This is a genomic window from Bacteroides sp. 3_1_13 (genome assembly GCF_001185845.1).
GTDB classification, from domain to species: domain Bacteria; phylum Bacteroidota; class Bacteroidia; order Bacteroidales; family Bacteroidaceae; genus Bacteroides; species Bacteroides xylanisolvens.
In genome coordinates this window covers 117,595-143,530 of sequence record NZ_KQ236956.1, presented here as the reverse complement: position 1 = coordinate 143,530, position 25,936 = coordinate 117,595, and the positions used below count along the sequence as shown (strand labels likewise).

At 42.6% G+C, this 25,936-nt stretch carries 19 protein-coding genes; 7 read left to right on the top strand and 12 right to left on the bottom strand.

The genetic code is table 11. From position 1 onward, the window contains the following. Window positions 1-90 precede the first annotated feature (90 nt). The 11 genes from HMPREF9009_RS12940 to HMPREF9009_RS12890 form a co-directional block, all read right to left on the bottom strand. Complete coding sequence (locus HMPREF9009_RS12940) at window positions 91-1,383, bottom strand: sensor histidine kinase (protein ID WP_008644667.1); 1,293 nt, start codon at window positions 1,381-1,383, stop codon at window positions 91-93. Between the two features lie 54 nt (window positions 1,384-1,437). Then, window positions 1,438-2,787 carry a sigma-54-dependent transcriptional regulator gene (locus HMPREF9009_RS12935; protein WP_049702437.1) on the bottom strand — a complete coding sequence of 450 codons (1,350 nt, stop codon included), beginning with the start codon at window positions 2,785-2,787 and terminating at the stop codon, window positions 1,438-1,440. A gap of 304 nt (window positions 2,788-3,091) precedes the next feature. Beyond that, window positions 3,092-4,570, bottom strand: a complete 1,479-nt coding sequence (locus HMPREF9009_RS12930; RefSeq protein ID WP_004326575.1) for a TolC family protein — start codon at window positions 4,568-4,570, stop codon at window positions 3,092-3,094. A gap of 129 nt (window positions 4,571-4,699) precedes the next feature. Further along, window positions 4,700-7,309 (bottom strand): sensor histidine kinase, encoded by a 2,610-nt coding sequence (locus tag HMPREF9009_RS12925; RefSeq protein WP_008644664.1) that lies wholly within the window; start codon window positions 7,307-7,309, stop codon window positions 4,700-4,702. An 84-nt stretch (window positions 7,310-7,393) separates the two neighbouring features. Further along, window positions 7,394-8,647 carry an ABC transporter permease gene (locus HMPREF9009_RS12920; protein ID WP_032811091.1) on the bottom strand — a complete coding sequence of 418 codons (1,254 nt, stop codon included), beginning with the start codon at window positions 8,645-8,647 and terminating at the stop codon, window positions 7,394-7,396. 29 nt (window positions 8,648-8,676) lie between these two features. Then, window positions 8,677-9,966 (bottom strand): ABC transporter permease, encoded by a 1,290-nt coding sequence (locus HMPREF9009_RS12915; protein WP_004300698.1) that lies wholly within the window; start codon window positions 9,964-9,966, stop codon window positions 8,677-8,679. A gap of 96 nt (window positions 9,967-10,062) precedes the next feature. Continuing rightward, window positions 10,063-10,689 carry a GIN domain-containing protein gene (locus tag HMPREF9009_RS12910; protein ID WP_004311326.1) on the bottom strand — a complete coding sequence of 209 codons (627 nt, stop codon included), beginning with the start codon at window positions 10,687-10,689 and terminating at the stop codon, window positions 10,063-10,065. 66 nt (window positions 10,690-10,755) lie between these two features. After that, window positions 10,756-11,421 carry an ABC transporter ATP-binding protein gene (locus tag HMPREF9009_RS12905; protein ID WP_049702436.1) on the bottom strand — a complete coding sequence of 222 codons (666 nt, stop codon included), beginning with the start codon at window positions 11,419-11,421 and terminating at the stop codon, window positions 10,756-10,758. A 17-nt stretch (window positions 11,422-11,438) separates the two neighbouring features. Beyond that, window positions 11,439-12,686 (bottom strand): efflux RND transporter periplasmic adaptor subunit, encoded by a 1,248-nt coding sequence (locus tag HMPREF9009_RS12900; RefSeq protein WP_049702435.1) that lies wholly within the window; start codon window positions 12,684-12,686, stop codon window positions 11,439-11,441. Between the two features lie 233 nt (window positions 12,687-12,919). After that, window positions 12,920-14,317, bottom strand: a complete 1,398-nt coding sequence (locus tag HMPREF9009_RS12895) for an NAD(P)/FAD-dependent oxidoreductase (RefSeq protein WP_008025751.1) — start codon at window positions 14,315-14,317, stop codon at window positions 12,920-12,922. An 81-nt stretch (window positions 14,318-14,398) separates the two neighbouring features. Further along, a complete protein-coding gene (locus HMPREF9009_RS12890; protein WP_004314292.1) occupies window positions 14,399-15,304 on the bottom strand; it encodes a glucosaminidase domain-containing protein in 906 nt (301 codons plus the stop codon). A gap of 110 nt (window positions 15,305-15,414) precedes the next feature. Between HMPREF9009_RS12890 and cdd the strand changes: the two genes are divergently transcribed. From cdd to HMPREF9009_RS12855, 7 genes are all read left to right on the top strand, one after another. Next, window positions 15,415-15,897, top strand: a complete 483-nt coding sequence (cdd, locus tag HMPREF9009_RS12885; RefSeq protein WP_049702434.1) for a cytidine deaminase — start codon at window positions 15,415-15,417, stop codon at window positions 15,895-15,897. Window positions 15,898-15,899: 2 nt separating this feature from the next. Next, window positions 15,900-16,739 (top strand): AraC family transcriptional regulator, encoded by an 840-nt coding sequence (locus tag HMPREF9009_RS12880; RefSeq protein ID WP_008025757.1) that lies wholly within the window; start codon window positions 15,900-15,902, stop codon window positions 16,737-16,739. 88 nt (window positions 16,740-16,827) lie between these two features. Further along, window positions 16,828-17,409, top strand: a complete 582-nt coding sequence (locus HMPREF9009_RS12875; protein ID WP_049702433.1) for a DUF417 family protein — start codon at window positions 16,828-16,830, stop codon at window positions 17,407-17,409. A 99-nt stretch (window positions 17,410-17,508) separates the two neighbouring features. After that, complete coding sequence (locus HMPREF9009_RS12870) at window positions 17,509-18,882, top strand: FAD-dependent oxidoreductase (protein ID WP_049702432.1); 1,374 nt, start codon at window positions 17,509-17,511, stop codon at window positions 18,880-18,882. Window positions 18,883-19,258: 376 nt separating this feature from the next. Beyond that, window positions 19,259-20,959, top strand: coding sequence for an ABC-F family ATP-binding cassette domain-containing protein (locus HMPREF9009_RS12865; protein ID WP_049702431.1), 1,701 nt, complete (start codon window positions 19,259-19,261; stop codon window positions 20,957-20,959). A 707-nt stretch (window positions 20,960-21,666) separates the two neighbouring features. Beyond that, a complete protein-coding gene (nudC, locus tag HMPREF9009_RS12860) occupies window positions 21,667-22,461 on the top strand; it encodes an NAD(+) diphosphatase (RefSeq protein ID WP_255353100.1) in 795 nt (264 codons plus the stop codon). 106 nt (window positions 22,462-22,567) lie between these two features. Continuing rightward, window positions 22,568-23,743 carry a DUF418 domain-containing protein gene (locus tag HMPREF9009_RS12855; protein WP_049702429.1) on the top strand — a complete coding sequence of 392 codons (1,176 nt, stop codon included), beginning with the start codon at window positions 22,568-22,570 and terminating at the stop codon, window positions 23,741-23,743. 389 nt (window positions 23,744-24,132) lie between these two features. On the opposite strand, the gene HMPREF9009_RS12850 is transcribed toward HMPREF9009_RS12855, so the two are convergent. Then, the gene (locus HMPREF9009_RS12850; protein WP_004300737.1) at window positions 24,133-25,878 is read right to left on the bottom strand and encodes a phospho-sugar mutase; all 1,746 of its coding nucleotides are present in this window, start codon (window positions 25,876-25,878) and stop codon (window positions 24,133-24,135) included. Window positions 25,879-25,936 lie beyond the last annotated feature (58 nt).

Genomic DNA, 25,936 nt, shown 5'->3' with positions numbered 1-25,936 from the left:
ATCCTATTGAATTGAGCGGGGCAAAGGTAGGAGTGATTTCAAGACAAAAAAAGGTCTATTTGACGGAAGAAATGTTCTTATTTGACACAATTAGGGGAAAGTAATACGGAATCGGGTCAGTCCGTCGGCATAGGTTCGCAAAGAGAATGTACATCCATGACGCATCAGTACTTCGCGAATAAAGATAAGTCCGATTCCCTGTCCGTTCGGTTTGGTAGAGAAGAAAGGACTGAACAGTTTAGCTTCTGTTTCTTTGCTGATCCCCAGACCGTTATCTATCACTTCAACAGTGGCCGGAGCGAGGGTGCGGACTATTATTTCCCCATCGGTCTCAATGCTTTCCGCTGCATTCTTGATGATGTTTACGAGTACTTGCTCAAACAAAGCGGCATCCAGCATCACATCTTTCAGACTTTCGTCTATTTCCATGCGGAGTGTAATGCGACGGTCATTACACATTCCTTCCATAAACCGCTTGCAGGTGAAAACCAAATCATTCAGATTGACAGAAGAAAGTGTCGGTTCGGGGATTTTCACCACATCGGCAAAGCGGGTAATGAAACGGCTCATTGAGAAACAACGGTCGGTACATACACGCATCACGTCGCAGATGTCTTCCATTCCTTCTTCGCTGGAAAGGGCTTGTTCTACCGTATCCAGTGTGGAAGTAATGCCGGCAGTCGTGTTGTTCACTTCGTGGGCAATCATGCGAATCACTTTCTCGTATGCTTTCTTTTCCGCTTTCATCACTTCGTCGGTGAGGGTTTCTACCAAGTAGAAGGGATGTTGAAATCCACGATCAATGAAAGAAGAATGAGTACACCGGTAGATATTCGAGTCGTTCAGACGGACGGTTACCTTCTCTCCTTTCGGGAGGTTGGCTAATTCCACCGCTAACGGAGAATCAATCTCTTTCATCTTCTTGCCTTGTACGTCTTCCAAACGAACACCCAGCATTTTCAGAGCCATCGGATTCAATTCCGAAAGGTCTTCATCAAGGGAAGTTATAATCACTCCCATCGGAGAAGCTTTAATCAGCAAATCAAGAAAATTATTCTGTTCACGCAGGCGGAGACGTTCATTCTTGAGTTGTTCCATCATGCGGTTGAAGATATTCACCACACGATCGGCCTCATATTGGCCTACAGGACTAAGACGGCTACTGAAATCTTGCTCACGCAACAGTTCCATACCGCTTCCGATTGTATTCAACGGCTTCACAATCTTACGATAGAAAAAGGTCAGATAAATGAGGATGAAAAGTATCAGCCCCTCCCCTATGTAGAAAAAGATTGTATTCAGTTGACTGGAAAGGAACAGCAATACACTACCTAATGCCAGCAGCAGAAAGACTAGTATGTAAAAGAATCCTTTTATACGCACGTTATCTGTGGTTAACGGTTAATCTTAATATTATTAGGCACGTGCCTAAATCTATCACATTGTTATATTATATTTTTCGAGACGGCGATAGAGTGCTGCACGGCTGATACCCAATGCCGTAGCTACCTGACTCAAATTTCCTTTGTAACGGTCCAACGCCTGAAGAATGGTCTGGCGTTCTATTTCATCCAAAGTCATACCGGCCAGAGCTGCGCCTTCGGTCACTCTTGCGTCATCGTGGCGAATATACTGCGCATCAAAATCGGAAGCATCAAGCAGCGGTTTACCACTTACCAGAATGGTACGTTCCACCAAGTTCTTCAATTCACGAATATTCCCCGGATAGGGCAAACGGCTCAAGAATTGCAGGGCATCGGCAGAGAACTCCGTACGGGGCAATCCGTTGGTTACCGCCTGACGGTCGGCAAAATGACGTGCCAGCAAAGGAATATCTTCACGACGTTCGCGCAGGGCCGGCAGTTTCACTGTTATCAGATTGATACGATAGAAGAGGTCTTCACGAAAAGTACGTTCGCCTACCATTTTGCGCAAATCGGCATTGGTGGCTGATACTACCCGGATATCCGTCTTGCGCGGACGGCTGTCGCCGAGCACTTCAAATGTCTGATCCTGCAATACACGCAGTAACTTCACCTGGCACGAAGGGTCGAGATCACCTATTTCATCCAGGAAAATCGTCCCTTTGTTTGCCATTTCGAAACGTCCGATACGGTCTGCGGAAGCATCGGTAAAAGCTCCCTTCTTGTGCCCGAACATTTCACTTTCGAACAGGCTTTGAGAAATACCTCCAAGATTCACTTTCACAAAGGAGTGTTTGGCTCGCTGACTGTTGATATGAATGGCCTCGGCTATCAATTCCTTACCTGTTCCGCTTTCCCCTGTAATGAGGACAGAGGCATTGGTCTTTGCTATGCGAGCAATCGTATTCAACACATCCATCAATCCCTGGCTACGCCCGATGATGTGGCTGCGGTCGAAAGAATCGCTCTGTTCCTGCGTTGGTTCCTGTGGAGTGCCCGAAAGTTGGAGTGCCGTTTCAATGCGTTGCAACAAGGCGGCATTATTCCAGGGCTTCGTTATGAAATCAAAAGCTCCCGCCTGCATTCCTTGTACAGCAAGTTGGATACTTCCCCAAGCAGTCATCAATATCACCGGTGTTTCGGGACGGAATATTTTTACTTGTTTGAGTAGGGTCAAACCCTCCTCACCCGTTGTAGAAAGAGTGAAGTTCATATCCATCAGGATTAAATCCGGAGCTACGGAACGTACCACTTCCATAGCTTCCCGTGGACCGGGAACGGTTTGTGCTTCATATCCTGCCCGCTTCAACATGAAGCTAAGCGAAGAACGCACTGCGCTGTCGTCGTCAATTATCAGAATCATAGTTAAAATTGCAAGATTCCTCTACCAAGAAAACTTCTTCTTCTGTTTTTTCAATCTTCCAAGAAGAAGTATTTCTTTTTTTATTTCTTTCTTTATTTATAATGGGGGATGAATTTTTCTGTATTATTTACGTATTTTTCATTTCCCGAGTGTTAAAATCGAGTTTCAAAGGTACTATAAATAGTTCGTAATACCAAATGAATCAGGCATAAATACGCAATAGTCTGTTTGCAGACTTGAAAAACTTTTCCCATAATCTCCGGCAAGTTCCTCCATAAGATTCAAAAGCTTTTTCCTACCCTTTTTATTGCCGGATGATTTCATCAAAATCAGCTTCAAGTTCGGTATTGGTACGAAAATCCCATAGCGTCAGACTGCGAATCTGATAATAATAATACCAATAATAATAAAGTTCGGAAATATGTTTCTGTCTCGCATCATCTTTAGAGTTCTGCGCATCATTCAAATCCAAGGTATTGATTTTACCTATCAGGAAAGTTTCAATACTTGTTTTATATCGTTGCTGGGCTATCGCATCGGCTTCTTTGGCTATGTCCAATTGTTGTGCCTGATTATTGAAATGCTCCACCAACAGAAAAATATCCTGGTTGAAGTTTATCTGTTCCTGACGAATTTTTGAAAGCACTACATCCCGGTTACTCTTGGCTACCCGGACTTTCCCACGGCGTTTTCCCCAATCGAGAATCGGAATCTTAACGCCTACCTGAACAATCTGATTGTCCTGCAAGTTCCTGTAAACGGCCGGAAAATTCCGGTTCTCACCCGTATATCCTACGCTTGCAAACAAATCGACACTACGCAAATTTCCGCGTGCGGTAGCTACCTCATAATCGGCTTCCAACTGGCGGCGACGGATATTCTGTGCAAAAGAATTACGTTCCAATGCTTTATTTAACACCTGATTGTACTCCATCCTCGGGCCATCCACAGCTTCGGGAAGAACCGGGTTTAGTACTTCATCCTCTCCTACTCCCAAAAAGGCACGGAGCTGGAACATCTTGGCATTGAGATCACTCTCTGCTTCCGTCAATGCAGCCTTCGCATTTAAAGCGGAAAGTTTCAACTGCAAGAGTTCATTCTCGGAAATTTGCCCCATTTTGCGTTTGGCAAGGGCTACTTCATAAAGGTGGTCGGCGTTTGTCTGGTTCTGTTTCGCCGTGCCAAGATTTTCTTTTGCCAACAAAAGATTAAAGTAATAAGTGATGGCACGCATCGTCACTTCTTCGGTAGCAGTGATAAAAGCTGCTTTCGCTTCGGCATAACGAACCGGTTCGATGCGTCTGTTCCACTTTATATTATTGACTCCAAAGATGGGTTGTGTAAGTTGTAATGTGACAGGAACCGACATAAAATGCCGGTCTCCTCCGGCTCCCAATTGCTTGATATAGTCGAGAGAGGAAGTCAGCGAAAGTTTACCACCGGTAAGCCAGATGTTTTGATCGATAGAAAGATCACCGGTAAGCCCCAATGTGTTATTACGGACGAAACCGTAAGAACCGTCCGAATTTTGATAGGAACTATATGATTTGTTATAATTGGGCAGGGTTCCGGTCAAGTTGACTTCCGGCAGAAGATCGGCACGAAAGGTACGAAACTCCCAATAGGCCGTTTTCAATTCATTCAAGGCAACAGCAGCGTCAACAGATTGAATACGCGCCATAGCAATGGCTTCATTCAAGGTTATTTCCCTTTCCTTCTGTGCCGACAATGCCAACGGCAGGCAAACGGCAGCAAGAGCAAACAATATACTTTTCTTTTTCATTATGCACAGTATTTTCCACTATGAGAGAATCAAACGATGTGCCAAAAAAGTAAAGTTTTTATTATCAACAGATTAGAAAATAAGAAAAGTGTCCATTTTCGGACACTATGCCCAAAAGTGAACGTTCGATTATTCGCAGTAGTTAGGAAGGCGCACAGTGAAACGAGTGCCTTTACCTACTTCGGAGGTGACGGAGATGGTACCATTCAGACGTTCGATGATGGTCTGACAAATACTTAATCCCAAACCTGCTCCTTGGGTGAAATTATCGACTTTATAGAATCGTTCGAATATATGACGGATACCTTCTTCAGAAATACCGACTCCGGTATCCTCCACAAAGATGCGGGTGTAGCCGGGAACCTCATCGTCTTCATAGCCGAAAGTAATGAAACCGCTACTCGTAAATTTAGCAGCGTTATTTATCAGATTATTCACGACTTGCTGCAAGCGTACATTATCTGTCGTAAGGTATTTCTTATCACTTTCGGGCATACGCAACACCAGTTCTACTCCCGGTGGCATATTCAAGCGTTGAGAATCATGGACGGTCTTTAATAACAGCGGCAGGTTATGCTCGGCGAACATAAATTCCATGGTTCCCGATTCGATACGTGACAAATCAAGAATATCATTAATCAAAGCCAGCAACAGGCCGCAATTCTTATTAATGGTTCCGATAAACTGGGCAATCTCTTCGCTTGTAAAACCACTCGTATCGCTTAGCAAATCGGAGAAACCTACAATCGCATTCAGCGGAGTCCGAATCTCGTGACTCATGTTGGCAAGGAACGCCGATTTCAGTTTGTCAGCCTGAAGGGCTTTATCACGGGCCTCTCTCATCTCCTGCTCGGCGGTCTTATATCGCTGGATACTCTGACAAACACCTAATATATTGTACAATGAATCTTGTGTCAATCCCGTGATTACGGAAGAACGATATTCCCACCATTCATACTCTCCGTTGACATTCCGCTGACGGAAGTTCAGACGGGTATTGGAATCTTCCCCGGTCAATGCTCTGTTAAACAACGGTCTTATTTCTTTCAAATCGTCAGGATGGATAGTGCGATCCATTTCATCACGGGGGATGGTAGTAACCGATTCATCGTATCCGAGACGTTTCAAGAAACCTTGCGGGAAAATAAAACAGTTCGTTTCCATATCAAACTGCCACGGATATATGGAGCTTTCGTCTACCGCCATATCAAAGAAACGTTTCTGCATTTCTTCATCCGAAATATTCCGCGCAGAAAGTGCCATACCGGTAATTGCGTCCTTTGAACGGATCGGAACTATTTCCCCCGACACAGGGAAGTACTTATCACTATGCACTTCTTTCATGAAAGCTCCCTGCGGTATCTTCACACTTTCTCCTTTTGAAGCTACCTGCTTCAGCATTTTATGAAGAATGTCCTGACCGTTATAATATATTTTGAAGATACTGCCAGCCATCATTCCTTCATAAAAACGCCCACCTGCCTCATACGGCAAATGAAGCATTTGTAATAAGGAACGGTTTGTGAAATGAATGTGCAAATCGGTATCATACGTTATCACACCATCACGGATGGAATGAAATACATTATCAAACTCATTACGCTGTTCCACCAGTTTATTCTGTACCAGCAGACGGGTCTGTGCCTGAATCCGTCGTTTGGATTCACGCCGGTTGGCACGCATCAGCCACACGATAGAGGCTATCAACAATGCGAGGATAGACGGATAGAGAAGTATAAAAAGGTATTTATATTTCTCCCAATATGGTTCATTGACAATGGTTCCGCTAGAGGATACTTTATCAGAGTCGACATGGAAAAAATCTAATTGCTTGTAGTCAAAGATGAATCCTTGTGTAATTTCCGTCACTCCTATATCCCGGGGAGAGGTACCTTTCAAGACCGAAGCAGCCCTTTGAGCAGCCAATGATGCAGAAGTATAGCTGTCGGCATCATAAGCACTAAACACACCGTTAGTCAATCCTACATTTTGAGTTGAAAATACGGGAGCTTTTGAGTTTTTACCTACAAATGAAAGGAAAGGCGACCATTTAGGAGCAACAACCAAACGTTCGTAGCTGTTACGAGGGTAACAAATTGCCGCAATGATATGACTAGTCGTATGATTTTGGGTATTATAGATTTTCATTCTATAATCCGGGTTGTCTTTCTGAAAGATTTTCCACTCTTCTTCAAAATCTTCAAGCCCTTTGTTACTTAAAAAGCTGTTATCTATCACACAAACCACTTCTTTCCGTCGGGGAAATATCTTTTGTGCCTGACGTAATATGACATCGAAATCCGGATTGGCTGTGAATCCGCAAACATTGGGATGAGTGGTAATCAACTTCGTATCGGGATACTTAATACCGAAAAACACCACCGGAATCTGCAAAGGCAACGAATCTCCACATGCAAAAAGGGTATAAAAAGCTTCATCACTCGCAGTTACAATCAAATCTGTCTGCCTGTCGCGGGCACGCTGACAAAAACGACGCATGATTACCTTCTCGGAATTGAATGCCCAAAAATCTGCATCAAGATATTCCGTTGTTATGTTAACCTTTAGACCGCTCTCTTTAAACCCTTTAGCCAAGCCCTGATTAAGGTCACTGTGCCAAGGAGTCTGCGAGGTGTAAGACTGTATAAAAAGGATATTGAATGTACGTTCCGCTGCCGCCGCCTGAGTAAGAACAGCAAAGAACAGAACTATAAACATACAATAGTAGCGTCGATTCATATAATTAAAACCTGCGGTGTTTTCAATATTATGCCGACAAAGATACGTTAAATCTATTGAAAACAAATAGATAGCCCAAGTTTTTTATTCTTCGCGCAGCGCTTCGGCAGGCTGTATGCGGATTACCTGACGGGCAGGAAACCAAATACCTATAAGAATCATTAAAGACATCAGGAAGTAGGTTATGACAAATGTAATAAGAAAACGCACTACTCCCCACTCCATATACCCTTCAGTCAACTCCAGATGGCCGATATTATAACAGATGGCGGCGGCAGGCAAAGCAGCCAGAGTCAATAATAGCAATCCTTCTTTATTTAAACGTTGCCAAAGCTGCATCCGGCTGGACCCGACTGCTATACGAAGCGCAGACTCGGCACGACGGTGCTGCGTACGGAACCAGAAGGTGCCGACAATGCCCAACAGGATATTAAGCAATAAGAAGCCCATCATCCAGAAACGTATCTGTACCTGATTATAACTTCCTTGCTGGAAGTCATTCCGCAGATCTTCATAATCATGCACTTTCAGGATGAATAAGTTACCGACACTCAACTGGTTGGCGGACAATTTCATCAAATGTTCCGCAAAGTCTCTGGAAGTCCCCGGTTTCACCCGCAGACAAACTTCTACACTCGAAGGATAAAGTTCATCGTCAAGTTCGACCATTATCTTTTCAGTAAGTTCAATGGCTACATACCGGTCACTGTAGTTAGGCCAAAAGTCATTGTAACGCACTTTCTTCGAAACTCCCCCTATCTTGTACACTTTCGTAGAATCATCCACATCGACCATTTCTTTACCCAACAGCGTACGATCGCCTTTATAATCTTTGGGCCAGAAATTTTCACCAACAACTACATTGCCATTCCTTAAAGCTTGCACCAACGGCTGATAACCACGCCCATCAGCACTTTGATAACGAAAGACCTGAAAAAAGTCAGGGGTTACCGAACGCCGTAGCGGATTACTAACCAATGTATCGATACGCAACATACTACCGGAGTTACTCCCGATATAGGGACGCGCATTATTGGATATTGAAACGGCCTCCACTTCCGGCAATCTCCGGAGACGATTGGTCAACTCGATAATATCTTGTCCTAAAGATGTACTCTTTTGCTCTTTCGAAAGATAGGAATTACTCTTGTCGTTTTTCAGGCTTAGTTCCAAATAATACGTATCGGTAATATCAAATCCTACCGGTTCGTAATAAGTACGCGCTGTCACATACGTCCAATCGACCACATACCACAGGACCACAAAAACAATTAATAGTTCTGACCATAACCATCCGTTTGACCGGCGCTCGTTCCATATTTGTTTTAATAGTTGCATTTTCTTTAGAATTTAGATGAGTTGAAGAATTATCTTTCGTTGATGGCATCCACAATATTGGTGCGAGTTACTCTCCATGCCGGAATGGCGGCACTTAATAAATTGAGTAGGAAGCAAGCCAGAAATGCCAGCAGGAATACGGTAGGATCGAACAGTAAGTCTACACACATGGTCCGCAAATCTTCCACCCCATTGGATACAAAGTCTACGGAGAAAAGCATTCCTCCCAAAAGGAAAGCGGCGACATAACTTAATACCAGTCCGAGAATTCCTCCGAACAGGGAATAAAGCATATTTTCGGATAGTACCTGCATCATAAGCTCCCGTCTGGGGGCACCAAAGGCTTTTCGCACTCCTATTTCGGAGATACGCTTACGCATGCGTGACAAAGTAAGTCCGGATAAGTTGACGGCAGGAACAATCAATAAGACAAGTAATGTCAGTATGTATTGCCGTACTGCTTCTTTCACAGCAGGAGGATTGTTGGCGGAATAGCGTTGCGCGGCTACGAAATAAGTATCAGGCTGTCCGCGATAGAGTAAATCGAAATTGGGATGCCCTGCCATAAAGATAGCCCGCAAGCGGTCTGCCTCCTGACGAATAGCCGGAAAATCGTCTCTCGATTTAGCCAGTATATAGACGGCAGTCATACCCATGATATTGTCATCGCCCCAAGTGGCTGTGAAGGCACTTGTTGAACTCAAAGGAATCCAAACTTGCGCATAGGCGTACTTCGCCAGTTTAGAGACCGGACGTACCACTCCGCAAACAATATAAGCCGAATGATTCAGAAGGAATGTTTTTCCAACCACTTCTGATGTTCCGAACAAACGGCGAGCCATATCTTCGGAAATCACAGCTTTTGCTGCTCCGGCATCAAAATCGGCATTATCATACGGTTTACCGGATAGAAACTCAAATTCAAATATTTTCCAGAAAGCATCGTCTGTTTGCAACACACTACAACTTTCCATCTCACCTGCCGGTTTAGCAGCCAGCATTGTTTCCTGCCAGATATTGGTTATGGAAACAACTTCGGGAATTGTCATTGCTTTGAAACAAGCCTTTGCCGTATTGTATCCGATAGGGCCATTGCTTTGCCAATTCACGTTGGACTTACTTTGAAGTCCGGCAAACCGGAAAATAAGCATCCGGTCACGATGGGTTTCCGGTGCAAAGGGAGCAATAGTCGCACGTAAAGTAATCACAATTACCATTATCATAGCAATAGCCAAAGCTGTACCAATAATGGAAATAGATGAAAGCAGTTTATTTTCTCCCAACAGATGGAATGCTTGTTTAAAATAGAGTTTTATCATGATCGTTACCAGTATAGAGTTCAGTATATTTCTTACTCGTCTTTTTTATTCTTCTTCGATTAGGTTCCACAGAAGTTCGTCAAAGAACGTTCCATATTAGAAATTCCATCCCTTCTTTGTTATATCCTTACATTTCAGGTTTTTGTAATTGATTTTACCAACACCATCCTTTTTAAAGAATGCAGTATCAGTCTTACCCGATAAAGTGATATTCCCTACTCCATCCACTTTAGCCTTGATAAGGCCACAGTCAACATTCATTTTCATATTGCCTACTCCGTCGACATCGAGTTTCAGTTCATCGCAATGAAGATTTTTCACGTTGCAATTTCCCACTCCGTCAAGTTCGAAAGCTATATTTTTAAGATTCAATTTTTCCTTTGCATCAAAGTTCCCTACCCCGTCGATTTTCACTTTACTCAAATCGGGAGCAGTGATGTAAAAAATCAGATTCTTGACATTCTTTACGTTCTTCTCTTTATAATCGATAACCAGTGTGCCGTTCTTCACCGTTACCCGGGTTTTCTCTACAAATTCAGAAGGCCCTCCCAAACGGCAGGTACATTCTGCCGATTGAGCGAAAATAATATTTCCGACAGATTGCAGGTTGATGGCAAAGAAGTCGCCTACATTATAATCTTTACTCACATTTTGTGCCGATAGCGAACAAAAAGCAACACTTAACAGGACAGCTATCGCAACGATAAAAATATTCTTTGTCATGGTGGTTTTTAATTTAGAGAGATATTAATCTATTTTCTATTTAGTTTTATGTATAAAACGCAGGTTCTACTGCACCTGACGTCCGTCAAAGAAACGGATGGTACGCGAAGTCTGCTTCGCCTGTTCTTCATTATGGGTAACCATGACGATGGTGCGTCCGTCTTCTTTATTCAGTCGGTGAAGCAGTTCCATGACTTCGGCTCCCATCCTTGAATCCAAGTTACCTGTCGGCTCATCGGCAAGGATTATTTCGGGATTACCGATAATAGCACGGGCAATAGCTACACGTTGGCACTGCCCACCGGAAAGTTGTGTAGGAAAATGTCTCATACGATGGCTTAACCCTACTTTTTCCAATACCTCTTGCGCCAACCGCTTTCGCTCACTACTGCCAACACGGCGATAAAGTAAAGGCAACTCCACATTATCCATCACATTTAACGAATTAATCAGATGAAAAGACTGAAACACAAAACCAAGCGTTTTATTACGGAAAATTGCCAATTCTTTGTCTTTCATTCCTTCGGTACGTATTCCATTGATTTCCACTATTCCCATGGTAGGTGCGTCAAGCAATCCCATTATATTCAACAATGTAGATTTTCCGCACCCGGAAGGTCCCATTATACTTAGGAATTCTCCACGTTCTACCGTCAGATTCACATTTTCCAACGCTACCGTTTCAATCTCATCAGTACGGTAAATTTTGGAAAGAGAGTTCAATGTTATCATAACTTCTAGTATTTAATTTATTTAATCTTCAGCTTATTCTTGTTCTTATATGCACTCATATCGCTTACCACTACCTTGTCACCCGGTTGCAATCCACTCAAAACTTCTACATATTCAAAGTTTGAATCACCCAACTGTATCTTACGTTTGACCAGTTCATTGTCAGAATTGCAGACAAACAATTCGTATTCACCACGCCCCACATAGAAAGAGCCATTGGCAACACGCATCACATCTTCCTTCACAGCATTCATCACATAAACATCTGTCTTCAATCCGGAGCGCAGACGACGATGATTATCTTCCTTCAACTGAACCGTGAATGATATGACGCCATTTTTGGATAACGGTGTTACACTGCTGACCGTTCCTTCCAGTTTATCGCTTCCTATCTTAACAATTGCTTTTCCTCCAGCTGCCACACGGTCGCCATACGTATCAGCAATCTCACCTTCCACCTTAAAATGACTTAAATCGGAAATGATAGCGACTTGTCCGCCTTCGGAAATCTGCGCACCAATCTGGTTATTAATATAGGTAAGAATAGCTCTGCGCGGAGAACGGATTTGCGCATCATCCAAAGTACGTTTCTTTTCGGAGAGACTCTTACGGAAAATATTAAAATCAAGTTCCTGTACTTTCAGTTCGGCAGCAGCCACCTCCTTCTCATTTTTATATTGTTGCCGGAGTTGTTCGTACTCTAACTGGGCAACATTATAGCTCAATTCAGCCTGGCGCACTTTATCCGTTGTTCCCGCACCGAGACTGTCCAAATAGTGTTCATTTCTCAACTCCACCTTCATCCGGCTTAATTTCATAGCCGAAACTTTGATCTGCATCGCCATATCCGAAAGCTTCGTCTGATTATTGACACGAAGCTGATCGAGCTTATACCGACGCATCTGCTCTTCGTCCAGCAACTTTTTATATTCGGTTTCCGTACTCTGAAGATCGAGTTTCAGAATCGGAGTACCTACATCTACGCTATCTCCTCCTTTTTTATAAACTTCAAGAATACGACTGTTGATTGGAGAATTGATAATTTCTTCAAATGCAGGAACCACCTTGCCGGAAGCACTGACACTTACCTCAATAACTCCTGTATCGACTGTGGAAAAGACAAGATCTTTTGCCTCCACTCCTGCCCTTAGTACAGATATAAGTACACCAATGACAACAATACTTGCTACCCCGATGGATGAATAACGAATGATCTTCTTGTTACGTTCTTTCTGACGTATTTCTTTAGGAATTTCTCTGTCCATATCTGATCGTTTACGATTTTATCATGTATCAATTTAGCATTTTACATACCAAATCTATGCCAAAACCGTAAGTAATTGATAAATAGAATATAACAAAAAACAAAGGGTGTCCGATATCGGACACCCTGTACGAATTTACTGTTCAGAATATGAATCTATCCACCTGTCGGCGGAAGGTCAGTATACCTGGATAATGACGGATTGTCAACTACGGTATAATGACTTCTCATTGACTATTTTTTCTCTTGTCCGGAAGCTTGCTGAATCTCCTGCGGAGAGTGTTGCTTCGGTTCCTGTATCAGTTCTTTTCCCCAATGATTAGTCTCCTCCAGCTTTTCACGATCACGAATTTCTTTTGCTTTACGGGCATAGACAATCATACGCATGGATTGATCATAAGTGAAATAATTCCAGATCCAATTTAAGAGCACAATCACTTTATTACGCACTCCAAGGATAGAACGCAGATGAACAACCAGCCACATCACCCAGGCAAACCATCCCTGCATCTTTACTTTACTAAACTCTGCCACGGCACGATTGCGCCCGACAGTCGCCATCGAACCTAAATTGCGGTAATGGAAAGGTTTCATTTCCTGTCCTTTTTCCATACGAATCAGATTCTTTGCCAATAGTTCTCCTTGCTGGATCGCCACTTGTGCCAGTTGAGGATGCCCGTTCGGGTAATTTTCATCAGCTAACTGAATACATTGGTCGCCAATAGCAAACACATTGTTCATCCCTTCTACACGGTTGAATGAATCGACTTTAATACGTCCTCCACGCCCAATCAGAGAGGCATCCAGATTGCCGATAGTCACACCGGTAACACCACTCACCCAGATAAAAGTACGCGTGGCAATCTCTGTACCATCTTCGAGTACTACTTTATGGTCACGATAATCCACAACACGTTTATTCAACAGGATATTTACTCCCATTTCACGGAGAAACTGTTCAGCATGTGCAGAAGATTCTTCTGACATTCCGGCAAGCAATCGCGGCCCGGCTTCAATCAAATAGATATGCATCAGACTGCTGGGCATATCAGGATAATCATTCGGCAAGACAAATTTCTTCATCTCGGAAAGTATTCCGGCTACTTCTATCCCGGTAGCTCCACCTCCTACAATTACAATATTCAATAGCTCTTGTTGTTCCTGCTTTGTTGAACAGGTCAGCGCTCGTTCCAGATTAGCCAGAAGAGCGTTTCGCAATCCCATCGCTTCTGACACATTTTTCATCGGCATGGCTTCCTCTTCAATATGTTTATTACCGAAATAGTTGGTTGTAGTACCTGCTGCTAACACCAGATAGTCATATTCTGCTTTTCCGATGGAAGTCTGTATCATATTCTTTTCCGGGAAAATGGCACGTACTTCCGCCATACGGAAATAGAAATCTTTCCGATGCTGGAATATTTTACGGAAGGGGAAGGATATGGAAGTTGGCTCCATACCGGCCGAAGCCACCTGATAAATCAAAGGAGGAAACTGATGATAGTTGTTTTTATCTATCAATACGACTTGAAAGCCTGACTTTTTCAGCTTGTTAGCCAGTTTCAAGCCACCGAAACCACCGCCTACTATGACGACACGTTTCTTATTACTTTTTGCAATGTTTAGACTCATATTCTAATCATGTTTTATCAAGATAATAACACATGAATGAGTCATTAAGTTTCCGAAATTCGAAACTTTTGAGAGAAGTCTCTACCGCAGACGCAATCTATCTCCGATTTCCGGAACATACTCACCATCCTTACGATTCATCTTATACAGATTTTTGAGGCGGATACCATATTTTTGAGAGATGCCATGCATGGAATCTCCATCTTTCACAACATATACAGTATAAGGTTTGGAAGCCTTTTTCTTCTTGCTCTTCAGGTAGATGATATCTCCTTCCATCAAGGTATAATCACGCTGCAAGTCGTTGTACTTCACAAGTTTTTTCCAACTAATATCGAATTCGTTGCCTAAATCTTTAAAGGTATCACCGTTGCGAGCTACCACATAAGCAATATCATTAGCGATATACACCTGATGCGGGCTCATCAACCAAGGATTCTTTTTCAGTTTCCGTTCCGAATATACCCCCTTACGGTCGTATTTATACAAGTCATAATCTTCGATAATTGTAATCAGACGATTAGCATAAGAAGGATCGGTAGCATAGCCTGCTTTTTTCAGTCCACGCGCCCATCCTTTATAATCGGTGATATCCAGTTTGAAAAGAAAAGCGTAACGGGCACCTCTTCTAAGGAAGTCGGAATGATCTTCGTAAGAGTCACGCGGATGCTTATAAGCACGGAAACATTCGTTGCGCGCATCATCATCATGACGAACCGTACGTCCCCGCCAACTGCCACCACATTTAATACCAAAGTGGTTATTACTCTTTCGTGCCAACTGGCTGTATCCGGCACCGCTTTCCAGCAATCCTTGCGCCAACGTGATACTCGCCGGAATCTTATGAAGCTTCATCTGTTCAACAGCCAAATCACTATACTTATTTATATACTCGACGTAACGGGCATTCCGTTTCTGTGCCTGCACTCCTACGGCAAAGAAAAAAACAACGGTTAAAAAGATAAGTCTATGCAGTTTATTCTCCATTTTTATTCAGATGTGAATTAGATGGCACAAAAATCCGAAAAATAATTGGGATTATCAATCTCTTTCCTAACTTTGTAACATTAATTGTAGAAACCAATACCCTGACGTATATGAAAGACCTCACAATTACCGCTATTATTAAAGTATATCAATATGATGAGTTGAATGAGGGCGATCGGTCACTAATAAAGACTGCCATGGAGGCAACAGCTCGTAGTTATTCTCCGTACTCCCATTTCTCCGTAGGTGCCGCTGCGCTATTGGGCAACGGGACAGTAGTGACAGGAACCAATCAGGAAAATGCGGCCTATCCGTCGGGGCTTTGTGCAGAACGTACTACCCTATTCTATGCCAACTCCCAATATCCCGACCAATCGGTTGTCACTCTTGCCATTGCGGCACGAACGGAAAAGGACTTCATCGACCATCCGATTCCTCCCTGCGGTGCTTGCCGGCAAGTGATTCTGGAAACGGAAAAGCGTTACAAACACCCCATCCGCATCCTATTATATGGCAAAGAATGTATCTACGAAGTAAAAAGTATAGGCGATCTACTGCCATTATCATTTGACGCATCAGCAATGGAGGATTAATTATGTTACAACAATATCACACGAAACTAAAAGGAACACTCGCACTTACAGACTCTTATCTGACAGAAAAAGCACTGCAAAAAGAAAAAGGGCTTTATAAATTTATATGGGTACGCAACGGAAGCATCACGGTAGAAATCGACCATCAGGAAATGACGCTTACCAAAGATGAAGTGATTTCACTCACTCATCTGCAACACCTCGAATTTAAATCGATTGATGGTGAATACCTGACTTTATTGTTCAATAGCAATTTCTATTGTATCTATGGCAACGACCATGAAGTGTCATGCAGCGGTTTCCTGTTCAACGGTTCATCTCACCTGATCCGTTTCACACTGAACGAAAAAGAACGTAAAGAACTCGACACTATTACCGAAGCACTGGAAAATGAGTTTACCGTTTCCGACAGCCTGCAGGAAGAGATGCTGCGCATCCTGCTGAAACGTTTCATTATCCAATGTACCCGGATTGCACGTCATCGCATGAATATCACTCGTGAAAAAGAATCCGGATTCGAGATTGTCCGCCAATACTATAACTTGGTCGACGAGCATTACCGGACGAAGAAACAGGTGCAGGATTATGCCGATATGTTGCATAAATCTCCCAAGACACTATCGAACATCTTTTCCACCTGCAAACTGCCTTCGCCGCTTCGAGTTATCCACGAACGGGTGGAAGCGGAAGCTAAACGTCTCCTGCTTTACAGCAACAAAAGCGCCAAAGAGATTGCCGATATTCTGGGATTTGAAGACCAGGCTTCTTTCAGCCGTTTCTTCAAAAATATGACCGGACAGAGCGCCGTGCAATTCAGAAATACACAGGAAGGGAAAAATTGACAAGGCATACGGAAGTATTGCTATTTGGGGGGTAGTGGAAATGGACGACCTTTGCAACATAAGATAAATCCATTAAAACCCCAACAAAATGAAAGAGAAATTGATCGCTTTACTGACCTTCACTTCAAGTCTGAAAAGTTTTGGTATGAAATTTATCCGCGTTGCCATCCTGGTAGTATTTGTATGGATAGGCGGATTGAAGTATTTCCATTATGAAGCCGACGGGATTGTTCCGTTTGTTGCCAACAGTCCTTTTATGAGTTTCTTCTATGCTAAAGGTGCACCCGAATACAAAGAACATAAAAATGCGGAAGGTGCTTTTGTCCCGGAAAATCGTGCATGGCACGAAGCAAACCGCACTTATACTTTCTCTTATGGACTGGGAGCTCTTATTATGAGTATCGGCATACTGGTATTCCTGGGAATCTTTTTCCCAAAAGTGGGATTGGCAGGCGACACCCTCGCCATTATCATGACGCTCGGCACACTTTCTTTTCTTGTCACCACCCCGGAAGTCTGGGTTCCCGACTTGGGAAGCGGAGAATTTGGTTTCCCATTACTATCCGGTGCAGGGCGGTTGGTGATTAAAGACATTGTGATCCTGGCCAGTGCCGTAGTGTTATTATCCGACTCGTCACAACGCGTACTCAAAACACTTAAAAAAAACTAAGACAACCACTAAAGAGGATTCTGACTTCTTGCCATTGCGGAACAAATCGTATTTTCAGACTGTTATATAGTCTCATACGAATCGTTAATACAAGAAGTTATGAAACAATATGATGCAATTATTATAGGATTCGGCAAGGCAGGGAAAACCCTGGCTGCCGAACTTTCCAACCGCGGATGGCAAGTGGCCATCGTAGAACGTTCCAACATGATGTATGGAGGAAGCTGTCCGAATGTAGCCTGTATCCCAACAAAGACGCTGGTGCATGAAGCCGAGGTTTCCGCTTTGCTTTACCACGATGATTTTCCGAAGCAGACGAATATGTACAAACAGGCCATCGGCCGAAAGAACCGCCTCACTTCCTTTCTTAGGAATGATAATTACGAAAGACTAAGTAAACGTCCTAATGTGACTATCTATACCGGAACGGGGTCTTTCATATCCGCCGATACCATAAAAGTGGAACTTCCCGAAGGAGAAATCGAACTGAAAGGAAAAGAGATATTTATCAACACGGGGTCTACTCCCATTATCCCTGCAATAGATGGTATTCAGCAAAGTCAGCACGTATATACCAGTAGTGCGCTTTTGGACTTAAGCGTACTTCCTCATCACCTGATTATCATAGGTGGAGGATATATCGGACTGGAGCTCGCTTCTATGTATGCCGGTTTCGGCAGTAAAGTGACGATACTCGAAGGAGGAAACAAATTTATGCCTCGTGAAGATCGGGATATTGCAAACAGCGTCAAAGAAGTGATGGAGAAGAAAGGTATTGAAATCCATCTGAACGCTCGTGCGCAGTCTATCCATGACACGAATGACGGAGTGACACTGACTTACTCGGACGTATCCGACGGTACTCCTTATTATGTAGATGGAGATGCCATTCTTATCGCAACGGGACGTAAACCGATGATTGAGGGATTGAATCTGCAAGCAGCGGGTGTAGGAGTTGATGCCCACGGAGCTATCATCGTAAACGATCAGTTACGCACTACTGTTCCTCATATATGGGCAATGGGAGATGTGAAAGGCGGATCGCAATTTACATATCTCTCGCTGGATGATTTCCGGATTATCCGCGATCAGCTCTTCGGCGACAAGAAACGTGATATCGGAGACCGTGATCCTGTGCAATATGCAGTGTTTATTGATCCGCCATTGGCGCATATCGGAATCAGTGAAGAAGAAGCTCTGAAAAGAGGATATTCATTTAAGGTTTCCCGGTTGCCGGCATCCTCCATCGTCCGTACCCGTACATTGAGGCAGACTGATGGTATGCTAAAAGCTATCATCAATAATCATAACGGGAAGATTATGGGCTGTACTCTATTCTGCGCCGATGCTTCAGAAATCATCAATATCGTAGCTATGGCGATAAAAACAGGGCAAACCTCTACATTCTTGCGCGATTTTATCTTCACGCATCCCAGTATGAGTGAGGGATTAAATCAACTGTTTGATGTATAAGAATAAGAAAGAGTATAACTCACTTCTAAAACAGAGCCTCTGAATAGGGTAAACAGAGGCTCTATTTGGAGTAATCGGAGGCTCTGAATGAGGTAAACGGAGCCTCTAAATAAATGAAATTCATTCTTTTTCAGTCTTAATAGAGTGAAATCTAATAGAAAGTGTTATCTTTGCAGCCAAGTTAAACTATATACCTACCACAATGAGAATTACTAAGTAAGACAACACTTCTAAGTAAACATCACTTTTCTTATATGCTTTTTCTATTTTGTTAAGCATCACGAAATCCGTGTTGTTTAGCCAGTATTGTGTTTGTCGTTCCCCTATCCTGTGATTTTTTTCACTCTATTTTCAACCTCAAACCCAATAGATCATCATGTCTATCAGTATCCAACAAATCAGCTATATCCATCCGGATAAAGAAGTATTATTCAGTGACCTCAATTTCGCCATCAGTAAAGGGCAGAAACTAGGATTAGTCGGTAACAATGGTTGTGGCAAGTCTACTTTGCTACAAATTATTGCCGGACAGTTATCACCCTCTTCCGGTGTCATTGTCCGCCCGGACGACCTATATTATATCCCGCAACATTTCGGGCAATATGATTCACTGACCATCGCACAGGCTCTTCAAATAGAGTGTAAACAGCAAGCTCTGCACGCTATCCTGACAGGAGATGTCTCAAACGAGAATTTCACCATTCTAAATGATGACTGGAATATCGAAGAACGTTCCATCGCCGCTCTCGATTTATGGGGATTAGGACAGTTTACGCTATCCTACCCGATGAATCTGCTTAGTGGCGGCGAAAAGACCCGCGTATTCCTGGCAGGTATGGACATTCATCATCCATCTGTCATACTTATGGATGAACCGACCAATCATCTCGATTCTTCCGGCAGACAACGTTTATATGACTGGGTAGAAAAATATCGTTCCACCCTGTTAGTGGTAAGTCATGACCGTACTCTGCTCAATCTTCTCCCCGAAATTTGCGAATTGGAGAAGCATCAAATCAATTATTATGGCGGAAATTACGAATTCTACAAAGAACAAAAAACGCTGATGCAGGAAGCATTGCAACAACGTATTGAAGAAAAAGAAAAGGCACTACGTATCGCCCGTAAAGTGGCTCGCGAAACGGCCGAACGCAGAGACAAACAGAATGTACGCGGCGAAAAGAGTAATATAAAAAAAGGAGTTCCACGCATTGTATTGAACGCACTCCAAGGGAAATCCGAGAAGAGCACTAGTAAACTGACTGGTGTCCATCAGGAGAAAGCCGAGAAGTTAACAAATGAACGTAACCAGCTTCGAGGTTCGCTCTCTCCGACTGCGGCATTAAAAACCGATTTCAACAGTTCCTCGCTTCATACCGGGAAGATATTAGTGACAGCAAAAGAGATTAACTTCAGTTATCATTCCAATTCGATTAACAATGATATTCTGACGAATGATGAAATAAATTCGTCTGACACAGGTTATCATCCCAATCCGAATAGCAATGATATTCAGGAAAATAGTATCTCAAAACAACAGCTTTGGCAAGCTCCTGTCAGCTTTCAGCTAAAGAGCGGAGACCGCCTCCGTATAGAAGGAGCCAACGGTAGCGGGAAAACAACTCTATTGAAATTAATCACCGGCCAACTTCAACCACAGGAAGGAACCCTGACACGGACGGACTTTAGCTATGTCTATTTGAATCAAGAGTATTCGATCATTGACGACCGGAACAGTATTCTTGAACAGGCTTACGCTTTCAACAGCCGGAATCTGCCGGAGCATGAAATAAAGATTATTCTAAACCGTTACTTGTTTCCTGCATCCGAATGGGACAAATCCTGCCGGAAACTTAGTGGTGGTGAGAAAATGCGTCTCGCTTTCTGCTGTCTGATGATTAGTAACAATACCCCTGATATGTTTATCCTGGATGAACCTACCAACAATTTGGACATACAAAGTATTGAAATTATCACTGCTACTATCAAAAATTATGCAGGTACTGTGATAGCAATCTCACACGACAATTATTTTATTCAGGAAATTGGTGTCGAACAATGCATTTTATTGAGTTAGTCTATTGATATTTTATCTAGGGCAACCGCACCAAAATTTAATTCATATCCGCACAGTTTTGAATAAAATAATGAAGTATTCTGGAAACGTTGTGGTAAATCTGAAAAAGATGATTGAGTTTTTAAGATTCCCCGTTATCTTTTTATTATAAGATATGGGTCAAAGGTGAGGGTTGGTGAGGGTAGATTTATAACCTTTTATTTTATTATTTTCTATACTATCTCCTTTTTTATCTATAAAAAAAAATACGAAAGTTATAAATCTACCCTCACCAACCCTCACCCTTGACCCATTCATTAGCGCATCGTTTAACTCGTTTCAGTACAGTTCTTAATTAAATGAGAATTTATCGGTTAGGCTGAAAGCCTTACAATTATATATTTATTGGGGTGCCCTGAAAGGGCTTAATTATATAGCGTAGGGCAACGCCCTACGAAAAAAACACACCAGCCACAAGCCCTGAAAGGGCGGAACTGTATACAATTATGCCCTTTCAGGGCGCAAATTCAGATTACCGTTTTTTCGTAGGGCGTTGTCCTACGCTATATAATTAAGCCCTTTCAGGGCACTCCGCAAAATTATCATTTAGCTGATTTCTGCACGGTTATGAATCAAATTTTGGTGCAGTTGCCCTGTATTTTATCTGATAAGTCTAAATATCAATCTAGTTTTTTTATAACTTCGCAGCGCGAAGATCAAGAATTAGAATTAAAATGAATCAGACAGCACAATCATGGTGGTTTATCTTTTACAAAGACCAACTGCTTCTTGAGAAAAAAGAGGATGGCATATATGCCATCCCGTGTGGAGAAAGCTCTCCTATTGTTATTAAAGAAAAAACAACCGTACACAATATCACTACACTGGAAGGGAGAAACTGCAAGGCTTTCTCCCTCTCCTCTCCCATTGAAGAATCGGAGCAATGGATCATGATAGGGCTTCGTGCCTCCTATGAATATCTTCCTTTGTCTCATTATCAGACAGCAGGAAAAGCATATGAGATTCTGCATTGGGATAGAAACAGCCGCTTTTGTTCCGCCTGCGGCACGCCTATGGAACAGAAAGAATCTATCATGAAGCGTTGTCCGAAATGTGACCGGGAGGTATATCCTTCCATTTCCACAGCGATTCTTGTATTAGTGAGAAAAAAAGATTCACTACTCTTAGTGCACGCCCGCAATTTTAAAGGAACATTCAACAGTCTCGTTGCCGGATTTCTGGAAACCGGAGAAACGCTAGAAGAATGTGTAGCACGTGAAGTGAAAGAAGAAACCGGACTGGATGTAAAGAATATCACTTATTTCGGTAATCAGCCCTGGCCTTATCCCAGCGGACTAATGGTCGGCTTTATTGCTGATTATGCCGGAGGGGAAATCAACCTCCAAGATGAAGAATTGAGTTCGGGAGACTTTTATACAAGAGACAATTTACCCGAACTTCCCAGAAAACTTAGTCTTGCCCGAAAGATGATTGATTGGTGGATAGAGCATCCAAATGAATAAATCAAACATGGAAAATATCATCAAAGGAATCCGTCAGTATGTTCCCGAAGCCTGCTTAGAGATGGGTAAAATGAACATTTACTAAAAACAATCATAAATTAGCCCCATGGAATTATCAACAAAAACACCCCGAATTGAAGTAGTAGATGCTCTTAGAGGATTTGCTGTAATGGCCATCCTTCTGGTTCATAACCTGGAGCATTTCATTTTCCCCGTATATCCGGAAAGTTCTCCTGAATGGCTCACCATTTTGGATGCCGGAGTATTTAATGCGACATTTTCACTGCTTGCCGGAAAGTCTTATGCCATATTCGCTCTGCTTTTCGGATTCACTTTCTATATCCAGTCGCACAACCAGCAGTTGAAAGGAAAAGATTTTGGTTACCGCTTTTTATGGAGAATGATATTGCTGGCAGGATTCGCCACTTTGAATGCCGCTTTCTTCCCGGCAGGAGATGTCCTGCTTCTGTTTGTTGTAGTCAGTCTTGTACTATTTATCGTACGTAAATGGAGTGACAAAGCGATTCTAATCACCGCCATCTTGTTTTCACTGCAACCGATTGAATGGTTTCATTATATAATGAGCCTTTTCAATCCTGCATATACCCTACCCGATTTGAATGTCGGAGCCATGTATGCTGAAGTAGCAGAATACACCAAAGCCGGAAACTTTTGGGATTTTCTGATAGGTAATATTACTTTAGGACAGAAAGCAAGCCTGTTTTGGGCTATCGGTGCCGGACGTTTCTTGCAGACTGCCGGACTTTTCCTGTTTGGCTTATATATCGGACGCAAAGAATTGTTCGTAACTACCGAATCTCATTTGAAGTTCTGGATGAAAGCACTTATTATTGCAGCTATCAGTTTCGCGCCACTGTATTCTCTGAAAGAACAGATCATGCAAAGTGACAGCAGTTTAATTCAGCAAACGGTAGGTACTGCCTTTGATATGTGGCAGAAATTTGCATTTACGATTGTACTCGTTGCTTCTTTCGTGTTGCTTTATCAGAAGGATCAGTTCAAGAAAACTGTATCTAATCTGCGATTCTACGGAAAAATGAGCTTGACCAATTATATTTCTCAATCTATTTTGGGAGCCATTATCTATTTCCCATTCGGATTCTATCTTGCTCCTTACTGTGGATATACTCTTAGCCTGATTATCGGTATTATTCTTTTCCTGGCGCAAGTTCGGTTCTGCAAATGGTGGTTGTCTAAACATAAACAAGGACCATTGGAAACAATATGGCATAAATGGACTTGGATAGGCACGAAGAAATAACAGAAAAAAAAGAAATAGCACTGACTGAAAAATAGACTAAGAAAGCAGGCCACGAAATACACATAACTACAAACGAACAACTTACGAATATGAAACTGAACGTATCACTCTAAAGCATCAACAAAACATGTGTATCCGCAGCCTGCGGGTTGAAATTGAGATGATGCCAATACAACAAGATTCTCGCAAGAAGGATTAGCAAGTGGACTTAAAGAATGCAAAGGAAATGAAAGAACTGTGCCAAATTGGGGAAAAAGCCCGAAAATAGACAGAATCAGGGCTATGTATAGAGAAAAAGAAGCGCCTCCATAATCTTCGAAAAGACGATGGAGGCGCTATTTATTATTTATCTTTCGTTGTCTATTGCTGAAATATCAACAGAAACCAAATCAGATACCCAATGATTTCTTCACTGCTTCAATCTTTTCCATTGCGGCAGATTCGGCAGAAGCATAACAATTGCGGCAACCCATTTCACCCTGAACTTCCATATAGAACTTAATCTTCGGTTCTGTACCTGAAGGACGAACGGAAACTTTGCTACCGTCTTCAGTGAAATATTGAAGTACGTTAGATGGTTCCGGCATATCGATTGCAGTTACGTTACCTTTATCATCTGTCTGTTTCAGTGTCTTATAATCTTTGCTTAAGATCACTTTAGAGCCACCCAATTCTTTCGGAGGATTGGCACGGAAGTTCTCCATCATAGCTTTGATTTCTTCTGCACCACTCTTACCCGGTTTCACTACGTTTACAGTAAACTCTTTAGAGAATCCGTATTCTACGTAGATATCCAGCAACAACTGATACAAGGATTTACCATTATCTTTTGCCCATGCAGCAACTTCAGCAATCAAACAGCAAGCTGATACGGCATCTTTATCGCGAACGAAATCTTCGGCAAGGAATCCGTAGCTTTCTTCACCACCACCGATATATTTCTGTTTGCCTTCACGCAGACGGATTTCACGGGCAATCCATTTAAATCCGGTGTAGCAGTCAAGCATTTCGATATTGTTCTTATCTGCGATTTTCTTGATTAGTTCAGTTGTAACGATTGTCTTCACACAGAACTCGCCACCTTTAATCTTACCCAGTTGTTTGTACTGTGTCAGAATATAATAAAGGTACATCATACAAGTCTGGTTACCGTTAATCAGTACCCATTCGCCTTTATCATCCTTGCAAGCAATACCCACACGGTCAGCATCCGGGTCGGAAGCCATAACGAGGTCAGCATCAATTTCTTTGGCAAGGTTTACAGCCATAGAAAGAGCTTCGGCGTTTTCCGGGTTCGGAGATACGACAGTCGGGAAATTACCGTCCTTAATCATCTGTTCGGGCACAGTAAATACGTTTTCGAATCCCCACATTTTCAATGCACGAGGAATCAACATCATACCTGTACCATGAATCGGAGTATAGACAATCTTCATATCTTTGTGACGGGCGATAGCTGCCGGATCAATAGAAACAGTTTTCACCATATCCAGATAAATCTTATCGATGTCTTCACCGATAATCTGAATCAAATCCGGATTTCCCTGGAATTTGATATCGGCAGCAGAAGCAATTGCATTCACTTCGTCGATGATACCTTTATCGTGTGGAGCCAATACCTGTGCACCATCGTCCCAATATGCCTTGTAACCGTTGTATTCTTTCGGATTGTGAGAAGCAGTCAGGATGATACCGCTTTGGCAACCGAGGTGACGGATGGCGAAAGACATTTCCGGTGTCGGACGCATGTCGTCAAACAGATATACTTTGATACCATTGGCAGAGAAAATATTAGCAGAAGTTTCCGCAAACAAACGGCTGTTGTTGCGGCAATCGTGACCTACTACTACAGAAATCTGCGGCAGGTCTTTGAAGTTCTTTTTCAGATAGTTGGAAAGTCCTTGAGTGGCAGCACCTACCGTATAGATATTCATACGATTGCTACCTACACCCATAATACCACGCAGACCACCAGTACCAAATTCAAGATCTTTGTAGAAAGCTTCAATTAGTTCGGTTTTATCATCGTTTTCCAACATACGTTTCACTTCAGCCTGGGTTTCAGCATCATAAGCCGGGGTTAGCCATTTTTCGGCTTTTTCAGTGACCTGTTTAATAAGTTCCTGATTTTCCATTTCGATTGTTATTTATTGGTTAATGAATTATTTATTATCAATTTCTTGAGCACACAAA

Excerpts from the sequence above, each read along its gene's own strand:
- HMPREF9009_RS12935 (WP_049702437.1), bottom strand. The coding sequence starts at position 2,787 with ATGATTCTGATAATTGACGACGACAGCGCAGTGCGTTCTTCGCTTAGC.
- HMPREF9009_RS12930 (WP_004326575.1), bottom strand. The coding sequence starts at position 4,570 with ATGAAAAAGAAAAGTATATTGTTTGCTCTTGCTGCCGTTTGCCTGCCG.
- HMPREF9009_RS12925 (WP_008644664.1), bottom strand. The coding sequence starts at position 7,309 with ATGAATCGACGCTACTATTGTATGTTTATAGTTCTGTTCTTTGCTGTT.
- HMPREF9009_RS12920 (WP_032811091.1), bottom strand. The coding sequence starts at position 8,647 with ATGCAACTATTAAAACAAATATGGAACGAGCGCCGGTCAAACGGATGG.
- HMPREF9009_RS12915 (WP_004300698.1), bottom strand. The coding sequence starts at position 9,966 with ATGATAAAACTCTATTTTAAACAAGCATTCCATCTGTTGGGAGAAAAT.
- HMPREF9009_RS12910 (WP_004311326.1), bottom strand. The coding sequence starts at position 10,689 with ATGACAAAGAATATTTTTATCGTTGCGATAGCTGTCCTGTTAAGTGTT.
- HMPREF9009_RS12905 (WP_049702436.1), bottom strand. The coding sequence starts at position 11,421 with ATGATAACATTGAACTCTCTTTCCAAAATTTACCGTACTGATGAGATT.
- HMPREF9009_RS12900 (WP_049702435.1), bottom strand. The coding sequence starts at position 12,686 with ATGGACAGAGAAATTCCTAAAGAAATACGTCAGAAAGAACGTAACAAG.
- HMPREF9009_RS12895 (WP_008025751.1), bottom strand. The coding sequence starts at position 14,317 with ATGAGTCTAAACATTGCAAAAAGTAATAAGAAACGTGTCGTCATAGTA.
- HMPREF9009_RS12890 (WP_004314292.1), bottom strand. The coding sequence starts at position 15,304 with ATGGAGAATAAACTGCATAGACTTATCTTTTTAACCGTTGTTTTTTTC.
- cdd (WP_049702434.1), top strand. The coding sequence starts at position 15,415 with ATGAAAGACCTCACAATTACCGCTATTATTAAAGTATATCAATATGAT.
- HMPREF9009_RS12880 (WP_008025757.1), top strand. The coding sequence starts at position 15,900 with ATGTTACAACAATATCACACGAAACTAAAAGGAACACTCGCACTTACA.
- HMPREF9009_RS12875 (WP_049702433.1), top strand. The coding sequence starts at position 16,828 with ATGAAAGAGAAATTGATCGCTTTACTGACCTTCACTTCAAGTCTGAAA.
- HMPREF9009_RS12870 (WP_049702432.1), top strand. The coding sequence starts at position 17,509 with ATGAAACAATATGATGCAATTATTATAGGATTCGGCAAGGCAGGGAAA.
- HMPREF9009_RS12865 (WP_049702431.1), top strand. The coding sequence starts at position 19,259 with ATGTCTATCAGTATCCAACAAATCAGCTATATCCATCCGGATAAAGAA.
- HMPREF9009_RS12855 (WP_049702429.1), top strand. The coding sequence starts at position 22,568 with ATGGAATTATCAACAAAAACACCCCGAATTGAAGTAGTAGATGCTCTT.
- HMPREF9009_RS12850 (WP_004300737.1), bottom strand. The coding sequence starts at position 25,878 with ATGGAAAATCAGGAACTTATTAAACAGGTCACTGAAAAAGCCGAAAAA.